The following is a 13,391-nucleotide window of genomic DNA, read 5'->3' as shown; positions in this document are numbered from 1 at the left end:
AAAACTCCGTTTTGACACAGCCCTTTTCTTTAGAAGTTCCGCCTCAACCACAAAGAGAAAAAGCGATCGTAAACCATGTAAAAGTTTCCTTCTTTTGTTATGAAGTCCTTTTCCAACAGCCCTCTTAAAGCCGATTGAACCGAACTGCTTGACGGCAAGCTGTATTTATGGATAAATTTTCCGGAAGTCAGTGCCGTTGCTTTCCCTTCTTTACAAATGGCAATCATCAGCTCTTTCTGCTTTTCCGGCAATTGATAAAGCAACTCAGAATAGGTAAAGGAATAAGAATCCAAAATGAAATCCACTGCCTGTTCAATCATCTCGCCACCGCACACCTCCCCTTTCGGAGTCATTGCAAAAAGAATATTCAATATCTTTTGCAGATACCAAGTGATTCCTTCAAAACGATTATACAAAGAGTCAAAGACTGTAATATCAATATTCTTTTGCGCCATCCTGAAATGATGTTGTACAAACTCCATGTATTTCTGTTTATCGATTGCCGATAAATGCAGGATAGATACACTCTGATAAAAAGGACGGGCAGGACTAATAAACATTTCACCCATCAAATGACGTTGTGAACCGGCAAATATAAAATGAGCCTTGTCGCAATGCTGGACATAAGTACGCAACAAAGCCTCCGTATTCTTTTCCGGATATTGTGCAACCTGTTGAAACTCATCGATAGCAATAATACAAGGCTTATCAGATACAGCCAAATAATGAAAAATTTCATCCAAAGTCGTTTCCGGCGACTTGATATCGCCCAATTCCAAATTCCATTGCGGCATTCCCGACATATCCAATGAAAAACCGGCCTTTAAAGAGACCAAACTATTAACAAACAACTCCCAAGCCTTTTGTCCTTTCGGTTTTAAAGTCGCCAAAATTACTTTTCCTAACTGAAAAACGAACTCTCGGAGTGTCTTGGTCGCATAAATATCAATCAGGAAGGTATAATAATTTTCCTTTATTTCTTTCAAATGGAAACAATGCTGGATTAGCCCGGTTTTTCCCATACGGCGGGTAGAGATGATGGCTACATTGTTTTCATTGACCAGCCAACGAAGCAACTCTTCGGTCTCCCTCTCCCGATCACAGAAATATTCGGGAGCGATGTAACCACTTGTAACGAATGGATTATTTAACAATGTCATGTTGTTTTCTTTTTACGCAAAGATAATTATTATCTTATAATAATCATCATAACGTAATCAGATTCCGATTTAGAGTCCTACCCTAAAAAAAGTCCTTTCGAAAGAAATCTGAATTTCTCCCGAAAGGACTCTTTTTAACGCAGAAAGGCAATAAGAGCCAGTGCGACCTTATCAAGGTTGTTTACCGATATAAGCCAGAATACCGCCATCGACATACAGCACATGGCCGTTTACGAAGTTGGAAGCGTCGGAGGCAAGGAATACGGCAGGTCCCATCAAATCTTCAGGAGTTCCCCAACGGGCAGCCGGAGTCTTGGCAACGATAAAGGCATCGAACGGATGACGGGAACCGTCAGCCTGTCTTTCACGCAAAGGAGCGGTCTGCGGAGTTGCGATATAACCCGGACCGATACCATTACACTGGATGTTATATTCGCCATATTCGGAAGCGATATTGCGAGTCAGCATCTTCAAACCACCTTTGGCGGCAGCATAAGCCGATACGGTCTCACGGCCGAGTTCGCTCATCATAGAGCAGATATTGATGATCTTTCCGTGTCCTTTCTTGATCATGGAAGGGATAACTGCTTTAGAGACGATAAACGGACCGTTCAAGTCGATATCGATCACCTGGCGGAATTCGGCAGCCGTCATTTCCACCATCGGGATACGTTTGATGATACCGGCGTTGTTCACCAGAATATCGATTACGCCTACCTCCTTTTCGACTTGTGCAACGAAAGCATTCACCTGCTCTTCATTCGTCACGTCGCAAACATAACCGTGAGCTTTGATACCTTCAGCTTCATAGGCAGCGAGACCCTTATCCACCAATTCCTGTTTGATATCGTTAAACACGATAGTAGCACCGGCTTTAGCGAACGCAGTCGCAATCGCAAACCCGATACCGTAAGAAGCACCTGTTACAAGTGCAACCTTACCTTCCAATGAAAAATTTACCATAATAATAATATATTAATGTCCGAAATTCATTACTTCAAGTCAGAGATCAAAGAGAAATCCTGATCTCCGTAATCCAGGTTTTCACCTCCCATACCCCAAATGAAAGTATAGTTGTGAGTGGCAGCAGCACTATGGATAGACCATTCGGGAGACAAAACAGCCTGGTCGCCTTTCATCCAGATATGACGGGTTTCATCCACTTCGCCCATGAAATGGCAGATAGCCTGGTCTTCAGGGATATCGAAATAGAAATAAGCTTCCATACGACGGCTGTGCACGTGCGCCGGCATCGTGTTCCATACGCTGCCCGGTTTCAATTCCGTCATACCCATCTGCAACTGGCAGGTAGGAAGGACTTGATTGACGATCATCTTGTTGATGTTGCGGTCGTTGGACATTTCCAAAGAGCCCATAGCGGCAACCACAGCGTCAGCCTTCGTTACTTTTTTATCCGGATAGTTGCGATGTGCAGTCGTAGAGTTAAAATAGAATTTAGCCGGATTCTTGGCATCCTTGCTTTCAAATGTCACTTCACGGTCACCGGAACCCAGATAAAGAGCCTCCTTAAAATCGAGTTCGAAGACAGCATCCCCAGCTTTTACAACACCTGGTCCGCCCACATTGAAGATCCCCATTTCACGACGGGTCAGAAAGAAAGGAGCTTTCAACGGATCGATTGCTTCCAGAACCAATACCTCGCCAGCCGGCATAGCGCCACCGACGATCATACGGTCGTACATCGAATAGACCATATTCACTTCATTCGGAGTAAACACCTTTTCAATCAGAAAGTCACGACGGATACGTTTCGTATCATATTGCTTTGCATCTTCCGGATGCGCAGCATAACGCAATTCATAATTTGTTTTCATCTTCTTATAGTTGTATTATTTTTTAATTCTTAATTCTTAATTTTCAATCACTTGATCGCATGGTCAGCCTGTACCTTCTCCCCGTTCCAGGCTTTCACATTCGTCCATTCCGTATAAGGGGCAGACCAGAACTCATCCGTCTCCGGCAATCCCAGAGGCACTAAGCCAAAAGCACAAAGGTAGACGCTCCCCGTATTGATATAAGACTCGGAGATCTCGATTTGTTCACCTGTAAAGCCTACGCGCAACCAGCCGTTCTTATCGAAATTCGCCGGAGACTTCAACTGGCGACGGATAACGGAAGTCAATGCGCAACGCACCTGCGCCGGTTTCACCCGTTCGGGCAAAATATGCATCAAAGCAGCTTGTCCTAACGCATGGAAAGCACCGAAACGGTAGCAGATGGAACGACCGACAACCGGAAAGGAACCTTCGGGAGAAATAAAACGTTCCAGTATCTCGGCATAACGAGCATGACGTTTCAACTGTGTATCCAAGAAATCAGCTCCCTCGATATTATGTTTCTTCATCACGACCAGCACGTCCGTCAGCATCGGATGGATTACGAAACTATTATAATAGTCCATGTGAAAATCAACTCCATCACCATACATAGCATCCCCTTTATACCATTCGTCACGGAATTTTTTCACTCCATACAGCATCCGTTCCATGTCACATTCTCCTGTAAACTCCAACAAAGCAGCTTCGACGGTCGAAGCAAAAAGCAACCAGTTGTTTTCAAAAGGCTTGATGTTACGGCTACGCTTCAATTCGGTAATCATCCATTCTTTTGCCTGCGGATCAAGATTCCCCCAAAGTTGTTTCGGAGCACGCAATAATCCCTGAGCCAAAAAAGCAGCATCTACCAGAGGTTGCGACGGTTCACCGAAAACCAGATAGTCGGGAGCCCCAGGATTAACAGCATTCTTCAAGCCTTTTACCGTCAGGTTGATATATTTCTCACGGAGCTTGCCTTCCGGCGTATTGTCCGGTCCCAGTTCCAGCCAGGGAGCGATACCGCAGACCAGACGGCCCACCGCCTCCAAATGCGAGAAACGACGACGGTCGCCCAACGATTCGTAAGGCATATTCTTCTTCAACGTATTATTGCTCAGATTGACAAGTACGGGATCAGCAATGCGTGTCAGATTTTCCACCCAGAATGCACGATCTTCTTTACCTGTTGTTTGCTGGGCGTTGCCTGTAAAAGGCAGGCAGATCGTACATAGAATTAGTACGGCGATTTTCAATGAATTTCTCATGGTTTATATTCAAATTAATTTTTTCAGTCTCATCAATGCTTCCACATAATAGTAATCGGCATAGCTAAGCGGCACGTCCACCTCGCTGTTTCCAGGCAGATGGCCGGTCGAATGCTTGAGTACAAAGTTACAGTTTGTTCCCTTCTCCGCCAAATATTCAGGGGATGATAAAGAACGCACCTGCTGTTCGGCAAAGTCCAGATAGCTTTTTGCCTCATCCGATTTATCCAACTGGCTCAATTCGATCAAGGCCGAAGCCATGATAGCGGCAGCAGAGGCATCGCGCGGTGCATCCGGGATATTAGGAGCATCGAAATCCCAATACGGGACTTTATCAGCAGGCATATTCGGATGGTTCATCAGGAAACGGGCAATATGCTTGGCCTGTGCCAGATATTCGGGACTGCCGGTTTCACGAGCCATCATCGTATAGCCATAGATTGCCCATGCCTGTCCGCGTGCCCAAGCCGATTCGTCGGCATAGCCTTGATGCGTCATTTTGATATGAGGTTTTCCGGTGATGGTGTCATATGAAACGACATGATAGCAGCTATAGTCATCGCGGAAATGATTTTCCATCGTCGTATTGGCATGCGTGACCGCGATATCATGGAAACGGTTATCGCCGGTAGTCTTGCTTGCCCACGTCAGCAGTTCGAGGTTCATCATATTATCGATGATAACCGGATACTGCCATTTACCATTATTGGTAAAGTCCCAGGAACGGATCGCCTTGATCATAGGGTTGAATCGGGTACTGAGCGAACCGGCGCCTGTCACCAGCACATCCTTGTAAGCGGGATTTTGTGTCAGCCGGTAACCGTTGCCATAGCTACAATAAAGCATGAAGCCTACATCGTGATTATCCGTCACATGCTGCACTTTTTCCAAGCGTCCGGTAAAAAGTCCGGCATACTTCTTCAATTCGGGAGTAGGATTGTTTTCATACAGATACCAGAGTTCACCGGGGAAGAAACCGCTGCACCACCAATAGCAGTCGCTGGTTTCCAGTTTGCCATCTTTGATGCTCTTAGGCAACCGGCCATCCTGTTGTTCCAGCTCTTTGGCCATAAGCAGCGCCTGTTCGGTCGAGGCTTTCAAACCGCGGTCAATCACTTTCGCAAGAGGTTCCTCCTGCGGGGCATTACTACAAGACGACAACAGCAGTGTGGTCGCTAACACAGATAAACTTAAAAGTTTGTTCATAATTGGATAATTAGAAAGATTTTGGACAAATATAGGGATAAGTTTACAAATTACTGCGTATTACGATAGAAAAGCGATTGGTATACATGACGAAGCCCCGAAAATGTCATTTCATCTCCGGGGCTTGTGTCGTATCCTGATCTTGGTTGGCCTTTCCTCCCCCTGGTTTCACATCCACCTATATATATTTTCAAGTGAAAAATAAGAAGGCTACAATAATAACTAAGAAACAAATACACAAGTATTTACTGCCATCTCTACCACTCCTTACGTTTTCGCCCTTAGTCAAAAAGGTTTTTGACCTGTGTCGAAAGGGCTTTTGACCAAGGGCGAAAACGTATTCGACTAAAGGCAAAAGGTCTATGACCGGGCTGTTTGACAACAGAAACCATAGCTATTGTCGCTTAAACAGAACCATCCGGGGCCGACTTGATCTCTGATGAAGGCAAACATAAGCAGTGAAGCCACTTTCACTGTCAAACCTACATTTAACCGGTTCCGCTTTTTCTTAAATACAGACTATTTCTTGAAATACAAACGTAACAATATCGTAACATCTCATTCAATCCCATGTAACCGCTTCGTAATATTTGTTTCGTTCCTTTGCAGGTAGAATAAAAAGGTAAACAAAGTGAGAAAGTTTTTCGAAAAGATTGTAGAAGGGGGGTTACTCATCAGCGGAAGCGTCAGCAGCTTTACGATTTTGCTGATCGTGTTCTTTCTGTTCAAAGAGGCCGGCGGCCTTTTCAATACTCCGGCCACAGAAGAAGGCTATGTTCTTGCCGTAAATAAAAGCAACGATGTCGGAAAATTATCACCGGAGAAGATCATGGACATTTTCGACGGTAATATAACCAACTGGAAAGATATCAGCGGGATGGATCAGGATATCCTGATATTCCGTTTCTCCGATCTGACCAACTATTATACGGAGGAGGAACTGGGCGACGAATTTCAATACGTCCCGCAAAAGATCAGCGAACTGGTGGCGAAAGAACCAGGTATCATCGCTTTCTTCCCCAAACAGTATTTACTGGAAAACGATTTTCAGGGAAAGGTACTGCCGGAAGAGAAGATCACATTAGGGGAGTTCTTCGGAGGGACGAAATGGTATCCGACCTCGACACCGGCCCCTATATTCGGATTGATTCCTTTGTTGTTGGGCACATTACTGGTCAGTATCGGCGCAATCGTACTTTCACTTCCTTTCGGAATTGCGGTTGCCATCTACATGGCGGAAATAGCGAACAAGCGGACACGCGACCTCTTGAAACCTATCATCGAACTGCTCGCGGGCATTCCGTCTGTCGTCTATGGTTTCTTCGGCTTGGTGGTAATCGTGCCGCTCATACAGAAGACATTCGACCTGCCTGTCGGCGAAACGGCTTTTGCCGGCAGCGTGGTCCTGGCGATCATGGCGCTCCCAACGATTATCACCGTTGCGGAAGATGCCATGCGGACAACGCCCCGCGCCATGAAGGAGGCAAGCCTCGCCTTGGGTGCGACCCAATGGCAGACAATATATAAAGTAATCATCCCATATTCCATTTCCGGCATTACATCCGCAGTCGTGCTGGGTATCGGACGTGCGATAGGCGAGACGATGGCAGTCCTGATGGTAACCGGCAATGCGGCCGTCATCCCGACCTCCTTCTTCGAGCCGGTGCGGACTATTCCCGCGACGATCGCCGCCGAACTGGGAGAGGCTCCCGCCGGAGGCGCACACTACGAAGCCTTGTTCCTGCTCGGCGCCGTCCTCTTCTTGATCACGTTGATATTGAGTATCTCCGTCGAGTATATTTCATCTAAAAGAAAAATCTGATTAGCATTATGGCACCTGTACAAAAGTTAGGAAATATAGATTTAAAGAAACGGACCTCCCAAAAGTTTGCATTCGGTTTCTTCACCCTGTTGAGTTATCTGGTCGTAGCGATCTTGTTCGTGATCTTAGGATTCATCATCATCAAAGGAGGCAGCGTGATCAGCTGGGACTTCCTGACGAAAGCACCGGAAGAGGGAATGACGAAAGGAGGAATCTTCCCGGCGATCGTCGGAACCTTCTACCTGATCGTCGGAAGCAGTATCATCAGTTTCCCGATCGGGATCATGAGCGGCATCTACATGAATGAATATGCGACAAACGGCAAAGTGGTCCGCTTCATCCGTATCATGACAAATAACCTGAGCGGAGTCCCGTCAGTCGTATTCGGTTTGTTCGGTATGTCGCTGTTCGTCAATGCACTGGGTTGGGGAGATTCGATCATAGCCGGTTCGTTTACGCTGGCATTGATGTCGCTTCCCCTGATTATCCGCACTACGGAAGAGGCTCTGAAAAGTATCGACGACTCGTTCCGGCACGGTAGCCTGGCTTTGGGCGCAACGAAGTTACAGACCATCCGCCGTGTCGTGCTTCCGATGGCTTTCCCGAATATCATCACCGGCCTGATCTTGTCTGTCGGACGCGTATCGGGCGAAACAGCGCCAATCCTGTTCACTGTGGCAGCCTATTTCCTTCCCCAATTGCCGGGAAGCATCTTCGACCAGTGCATGGCACTGCCTTACCACTTGTATGTAATATCCACGAGCGGAACGGATATAGAAGCCTCCCGCGGCATGGCATACGGAACGGCTTTGGTGTTGATTGCCATCGTCTTGGTTGTCAACCTGCTGGCAAATCTATTGCGTAATTATTTCGCTAAGAAAGTAAAAATGAATTAATTGAAAATTATTTATGATAAAGATTGATGCTCAAAACGTAGATTTCCATTACGGAGACTTTCATGCGCTGAAGAACATTTCGATGCAGATAGAAGCCAACACCTCGGTAGCCTTTATCGGCCCGTCGGGTTGTGGCAAATCTACCTTCCTCCGTTTGTTCAACCGCATGAATGACCTGATCCCCGACACACGTCTGGAGGGTAAGATATTCATCGACGGGCGGGACATATACAGCAAAGGGGAAAAAGTCGATACGCTCCGTAAAAACGTCGGGATGGTGTTTCAGAAACCGAACCCGTTCCCGAAGACAATTTTTGAAAATGTGGCTTACGGTCTACGCGTAAACGGCATTAAGGATAACGGATACATCGAAGAAACCGTTGTCAAAAGCTTGAAGCAGGTCGTTCTCTGGGACGAGGTCAAGGACAAGCTGAAAGATTCGGCCTTCGCTCTCTCCGGCGGCCAGCAGCAACGCCTTTGTATCGCACGGGCATTGGCGATCTCACCTTCCATCCTGCTGATGGACGAGCCCACTTCAGCCCTCGATCCGATCTCTACAAGCAAGATCGAGGATTTGATCCATGAACTGAAAAAGGAATATACGATCGTGATCGTCACACACAACATGCAGCAAGCTGCTCGTGTAAGCGACAAGACTGGATATTTTTATTTGGGTGAACTGATCGAATATGGTGAAACGCGTAAGATCTTCACCAATCCGGAAAAAGAATCGACCCAGAATTATATCACAGGGAGATTCGGGTGAGAAGATTTATGAATTATGATTTATCATCGACATATAAATCATAATTCATAATCCATAAATCATAAATTATAAATTATAAATCAAAACATGAAGGTTATTGAACAAGAAATAGCGGCGTTAAAGAATACGATCAACGAGATGTGGGCACTCGTCCACCAGCAGATATACAATGCCGGTGAAGCGATGCTGACCGGAGACAAGGAACTGGCCTACAAAGTGCTCAGCCGTGAACGCCGCGTGAATGCATTCGAGCTGAAGATCGACAGTGATTGCGAGGATATCATTGCCTTGTACGCACCGGTGGCTATCGACCTGCGTTTCGTACTTGCCATGTACAAGATCAATACAAACCTGGAACGCCTCGGCGACTTCGCCGAAAGTATCGCACGCTTCTCCGTCAACCTGCCGGAAGGAGAACCGATCGATCCGGAACTGGTAAAAATCGCACGCGTAGAAGAAATGTTACACGAACTTCTCGGCATGATATCATTGGCTCAGGAGGCCTTTGAAAAGGAAAGTTCCGAAATCGCGTCACGCATTTTCCTGAAAGACAACATCATCGATGAGATCAATCACGATTCGACTCCTCTGATCGCCCAGTATATCGAAGCGCATCCGGGCAGCGCACTTGCCGGCCTTTACATGGCGGGCGTCATCCGCAAGATGGAACGCTTCGGCGACCATTGCACCAACATTGCAGAAGAACTGATCTTCTACTTGGATGCGAAGGTGATGAAGCACATCGGCAAAACGGAAGAAAAGTAATATCTTTGCAGCCAGAATCAAACATAATCGTAATCGACAATGAAACGACTAACGGCATTCTGGCTGTCAGCCTGCTTTTTATGCACTATTTCCGTACAGGCGCAATCATTTATTCCCGAACGGGACTCCTCCGATATTTCCCTGTTCGAATATGCAACAAAGATTCCCAAGCGCAATAATGTATTCAACCTGGATCTGGAAATGCACGCTTCTTTCAATACTTTCTTCACCGGGCACAAGCTGGATGAAGCCGCTTTCCGTTTCAACCATATCAAGATCGAGGCGACCGGCGAAGTAAACGACCGTCTTTTCTACTGGTACCGCCAGAACCTCAATCAGGGGAATGAAAGCATGGATCTGGAGAACCTGCCGGAATCGATCGAATATGCGATGATCGGCTATCGCCTCAACGATAAATTCACGATTACCTTAGGGAAACAGGATGCAGCCTGGGGAGGGTTCGAATATGACCTCGATCCGTATGCTATATATGAATACAGCGACATGAACGAATACATGGATTGCTATTTTACAGGAGTCACACTTGGTTATCAGCCAACTCCTTCCCAGGAACTACGTTTGCAAGTAACAGACAACCGAATCGGGAGCATGGAAGACACCTACGGAATACTTCCCGCCGGAATCGAAAAGCCACGTGCTCCGCTTTTCTACACATTTAACTGGAACAGCAGTTATCTGGACGAGATTTTGAACCTCCGCTATTCCGCCACGGCCGGAGAACAGGCCAAAGGGAAATGGATGTATATGGCATGGGCCGGGCACAATGTTTGCACCGGCCCGTTTGACGGCTATTTCGATGTGATGTACACACGCGGCTCACTCGATCCGTTAGGTATCCTGACCGAGTTAGTCCCTCCGTCCGCCGAGAATGAGGAAGGACCTGTCTGCTTGCGTAACATCCAGTATCTTTCACTCGTGGCAGAGATGAATTACCGCTTTCATCCGAAATGGAACGCCTTCGCCAAAGGAATGTACGAAACCGGGTCGGTCTATAAAGCGGGAGATGAAGAAGGAGAACTCCCGGACGGGAAATACCGTACGGCATGGGGCTTGCAGACCGGCATCGAATTTTATCCGATGGCGGATGAAAACCTGCATATCTTCCTCACCGGAACAGCCCGCTTTTACAATCTGACGGAAAAAGCAAAAGCGCTGTGTGCTTCCATTGAAAACACACAACGCTTGTCGGTAGGGTTCATATACAAGTTGCCGCTGTATTGATCAAAACATCAGTACCAACTGATCTCCAGCCTGCAATTCGACTTTCAACATGCCGTCGACAACCGGGAGAGATACGGCTTTTTGGTTGATCTTGATGCCCATATTCGCCGAATCGGCCGGAAGTTTGATACGGAACGAACCGGGAACCAGTGCTTTCAAACCGGCTTCCGCCAAGCGACCTTCTTTCCATTTGGCAGACACTTCGCCGCCTCCGCGAACTTTCAGTCCTTTGAAACTGCCGCTTTTCCAGGCGGAAGGCAGGGCGGGAAGCAGTTCGATTTCTCCCGTCTGGCTCTGTACCAGCATTTCGGCAATACCGGCACAACCGCCAAAGTTACCGTCTATCTGGAAAGGAGGATGCGCACAAAACAGGTTCGGATATGTCCCGCCGCCGTTCGTCATATTTGTCTTACGGTCCACACACGGACGGAGCAGGTCGACAAACAACTTATAGGCATGGTCGCCGTCATGCAGACGCGCCCAGAAATTCATCTTCCATCCCATCGACCATCCCGTGCTCTTATCGCCACGGGCAATCAGCGACTTACGGGCAGCTTCGGCAAGTTCAGGTGTACGCTCCATTGATATCTCATTGCCCGGATACAATCCATAGAGATGAGACACATGGCGATGATGAGGTTCAACCTCTTCGTAGGGTTCAAGCCATTCCATGATACGCCCGTCCTTGCCGATCGTCGTCGGCATCAGGCGGGCACGCTTGGCAGCCAGTTCGCCGGCGAAAGCAGAATCAAGTCCTAATATGTCGGCAGCCTCGATCGTATTGGTGAACAGTTCGCGGACGATCTGGTTGTCCATCGTCGAACCGGCACAGATATGCGCCGTCTTGCCGTTCGGCAACTTATAACCGTTTTCAGGCGAAGTGGTCGGGGCCGTCACCAGATATTTGTTGCGGGGATCTTCCACCAACATATCCACAAAGAACAGGGAAGCTCCTTTCAAAACCGGATACACATCTTTCAGATATTCCTTATCCAACGTATAAAGATAATGCATGTACAAATGTTCGCAAAGCCAAGCGGCGGAAGTATTGGTTGCCCCCCATGACGGATGTTCGCCCGGTGCAGTGAACTCCCAGACATTTCCCAAGATATGCGTCACCCATCCACGGGCGTTATAATAAGCCTTAGCGGTCCGTTCGCCACTGGCAACCTGTTGTTTCGTCCATTCCACAAGCGGAAGATGAAGTTCGGAAAGGTTCGCCACCTCCGCAGGCCAATGGTTCATCTGAAGATTGATATTCAAATGATAGTCGCCGTTCCAGGGCGTATTGATCGTATTACACCAAAGCCCCTGTAGATTGGGAGGCAGCAAGCCCACACGCGTGGACGAGATCAGCAGATAACGGCCGAACTGGAAATAAAGCGCAGCCAACGAAGGATCGTCCGGGTTTTCGTGGAAAGCAGCCAAACGCTCGTCCATAGGCAAGTCTTCGCGGGAAGAATGTCCCAAATCCAGCTCCACACGGCCGAACAGGGAACGGTAAGCAGCAATATGCCCTTTCTTCAAAGAGGCGAAATCTTTCTTTTCGGCATTAGCCAGCAGGGAAGAGACCTTCCCTTCCAAATCCTTATCAAAATAATCGGTTGCCATACTCACCAACAAGATCGCTTCGGAGGCATTCCGCACGGAAACAGTCGAATCTCCCGGAGTCACATTTCCCCCTTTCGGCAGGATGACGCGGACACGCGAGGCATAGCGGAGGCCTTTCATCTCCAGCGTATCGACACCGTCAGGCAACTGCCCCTGCATCAGAAGGTCATTACCGTCGGCCGTCACCTTATAATGTTCGGGACGGTTCATCCCAAACGAGAAGTTCAGCGCCCTATCCGCATCGGCAGTCAAATGAATCACCCCCAAATCATCGGCAAAAGAGGTAAAGACTTCGCGGTTATACGTCACCTTTCCCCTTCTAAAAGAAGCTGTTGCAATCGCGTTGTCAAGATTCAATTCTCGTCTATATCCGAAGATCGAATCGGAAGTACCTTGATAATCGTAATTCAGCACGAGGTTACCTAGCAGTTGGTAACTGCCATACGGGACATTCGCCCCTTGCCCCTGTCCGCTCCCTTCGCCTTTGCAGACAAAAGTATTATACATCAGTTCCTGTGCTTCGTCGTTACGTCCTTCGAACAGAAGTTTCCGGATCGTGCCCAACGAGTGATATGCCTGCGGGTTATCTGTATCCTGCTTACTGCCCGACCACATGGAGATCTCGTTCAAGACAATATTTTCCGTGTCGACACCTCCGTCCGGCATCAATCCGAGGCGTCCGTTACCCAACGGGAACGATGCTTCCCAAATTCCGGCTGGGGCATCGAAATGATAAGACAGCGGTTTACCCGTTTTCACTTCCGGCATATTGCATCCTATCAGAATCATAAACAGAAAAACAAATGCGTTATATTTCATAATT

At 47.6% G+C, this 13,391-nt stretch carries 11 protein-coding genes; 5 read left to right on the top strand and 6 right to left on the bottom strand.

What is annotated here, in order from left to right:
* Positions 1-29: 29 nt before the first annotated feature.
* The 5 genes from KTG12_RS03235 to KTG12_RS03215 form a co-directional block, all read right to left on the bottom strand.
* Complete coding sequence (locus tag KTG12_RS03235; protein WP_005634654.1) at positions 30-1,160, bottom strand: ATP-binding protein; 1,131 nt, start codon at positions 1,158-1,160, stop codon at positions 30-32.
* 171 nt (positions 1,161-1,331) lie between these two features.
* On the bottom strand, positions 1,332-2,123 hold the full coding sequence (locus KTG12_RS03230) for a gluconate 5-dehydrogenase (RefSeq protein ID WP_005634652.1): 792 nt from the start codon (positions 2,121-2,123) through the stop codon (positions 1,332-1,334).
* A 29-nt stretch (positions 2,124-2,152) separates the two neighbouring features.
* Positions 2,153-2,995, bottom strand: a complete 843-nt coding sequence (gene kduI, locus KTG12_RS03225; protein WP_005645698.1) for a 5-dehydro-4-deoxy-D-glucuronate isomerase — start codon at positions 2,993-2,995, stop codon at positions 2,153-2,155.
* A gap of 47 nt (positions 2,996-3,042) precedes the next feature.
* Positions 3,043-4,260, bottom strand: coding sequence for a DUF2264 domain-containing protein (locus tag KTG12_RS03220; protein WP_138272730.1), 1,218 nt, complete (start codon positions 4,258-4,260; stop codon positions 3,043-3,045).
* A gap of 9 nt (positions 4,261-4,269) precedes the next feature.
* Positions 4,270-5,466 (bottom strand): glycoside hydrolase family 88 protein, encoded by a 1,197-nt coding sequence (locus tag KTG12_RS03215; RefSeq protein ID WP_119216209.1) that lies wholly within the window; start codon positions 5,464-5,466, stop codon positions 4,270-4,272.
* Positions 5,467-6,097: 631 nt separating this feature from the next.
* On the opposite strand from KTG12_RS03215, the gene pstC reads away from it, so the two are divergent.
* The 5 genes from pstC to KTG12_RS03190 all read left to right on the top strand — a co-directional run bounded on the left by pstC (position 6,098) and on the right by KTG12_RS03190 (position 10,957).
* A complete protein-coding gene (gene pstC / locus KTG12_RS03210) occupies positions 6,098-7,288 on the top strand; it encodes a phosphate ABC transporter permease subunit PstC (protein WP_138272731.1) in 1,191 nt (396 codons plus the stop codon).
* Between the two features lie 8 nt (positions 7,289-7,296).
* Entirely contained in the window at positions 7,297-8,184 is an 888-nt protein-coding gene (pstA, locus tag KTG12_RS03205) for a phosphate ABC transporter permease PstA (RefSeq protein WP_005634640.1), read from the top strand.
* A 13-nt stretch (positions 8,185-8,197) separates the two neighbouring features.
* Entirely contained in the window at positions 8,198-8,950 is a 753-nt protein-coding gene (gene pstB, locus KTG12_RS03200; protein ID WP_022321438.1) for a phosphate ABC transporter ATP-binding protein PstB, read from the top strand.
* Between the two features lie 87 nt (positions 8,951-9,037).
* Positions 9,038-9,715, top strand: a complete 678-nt coding sequence (phoU, locus tag KTG12_RS03195) for a phosphate signaling complex protein PhoU (protein WP_005634636.1) — start codon at positions 9,038-9,040, stop codon at positions 9,713-9,715.
* Positions 9,716-9,754: 39 nt separating this feature from the next.
* Entirely contained in the window at positions 9,755-10,957 is a 1,203-nt protein-coding gene (locus KTG12_RS03190; RefSeq protein WP_138272732.1) for a porin, read from the top strand.
* Here KTG12_RS03190 and KTG12_RS03185 read toward each other — a convergent pair whose 3' ends face one another.
* Positions 10,958-13,387, bottom strand: a complete 2,430-nt coding sequence (locus KTG12_RS03185; RefSeq protein ID WP_122342607.1) for a glycoside hydrolase N-terminal domain-containing protein — start codon at positions 13,385-13,387, stop codon at positions 10,958-10,960.
* Between the last annotated feature and the right edge of the window lie 4 nt (positions 13,388-13,391).

The sequence above is a fragment of the Parabacteroides sp. MSK.9.14 genome (assembly GCF_019041495.1).
Taxonomy (GTDB): domain Bacteria; phylum Bacteroidota; class Bacteroidia; order Bacteroidales; family Tannerellaceae; genus Parabacteroides; species Parabacteroides merdae.
The sequence above is the reverse complement of the archived record's forward strand: the minus strand, read 5'-3'. Positions and strand labels throughout refer to the sequence as shown.

Bases quoted from the DNA above. Each gene is read 5' to 3' on its own strand.
- KTG12_RS03235 (WP_005634654.1), bottom strand. From the start codon at position 1,160: ATGACATTGTTAAATAATCCATTCGTTACAAGTGGTTACATCGCTCCC.
- KTG12_RS03230 (WP_005634652.1), bottom strand. From the start codon at position 2,123: ATGGTAAATTTTTCATTGGAAGGTAAGGTTGCACTTGTAACAGGTGCT.
- kduI (WP_005645698.1), bottom strand. From the start codon at position 2,995: ATGAAAACAAATTATGAATTGCGTTATGCTGCGCATCCGGAAGATGCA.
- KTG12_RS03220 (WP_138272730.1), bottom strand. From the start codon at position 4,260: ATGAGAAATTCATTGAAAATCGCCGTACTAATTCTATGTACGATCTGC.
- KTG12_RS03215 (WP_119216209.1), bottom strand. From the start codon at position 5,466: ATGAACAAACTTTTAAGTTTATCTGTGTTAGCGACCACACTGCTGTTG.
- pstA (WP_005634640.1), top strand. From the start codon at position 7,297: ATGGCACCTGTACAAAAGTTAGGAAATATAGATTTAAAGAAACGGACC.
- pstB (WP_022321438.1), top strand. From the start codon at position 8,198: ATGATAAAGATTGATGCTCAAAACGTAGATTTCCATTACGGAGACTTT.
- phoU (WP_005634636.1), top strand. From the start codon at position 9,038: ATGAAGGTTATTGAACAAGAAATAGCGGCGTTAAAGAATACGATCAAC.
- KTG12_RS03190 (WP_138272732.1), top strand. From the start codon at position 9,755: ATGAAACGACTAACGGCATTCTGGCTGTCAGCCTGCTTTTTATGCACT.
- KTG12_RS03185 (WP_122342607.1), bottom strand. From the start codon at position 13,387: ATGAAATATAACGCATTTGTTTTTCTGTTTATGATTCTGATAGGATGC.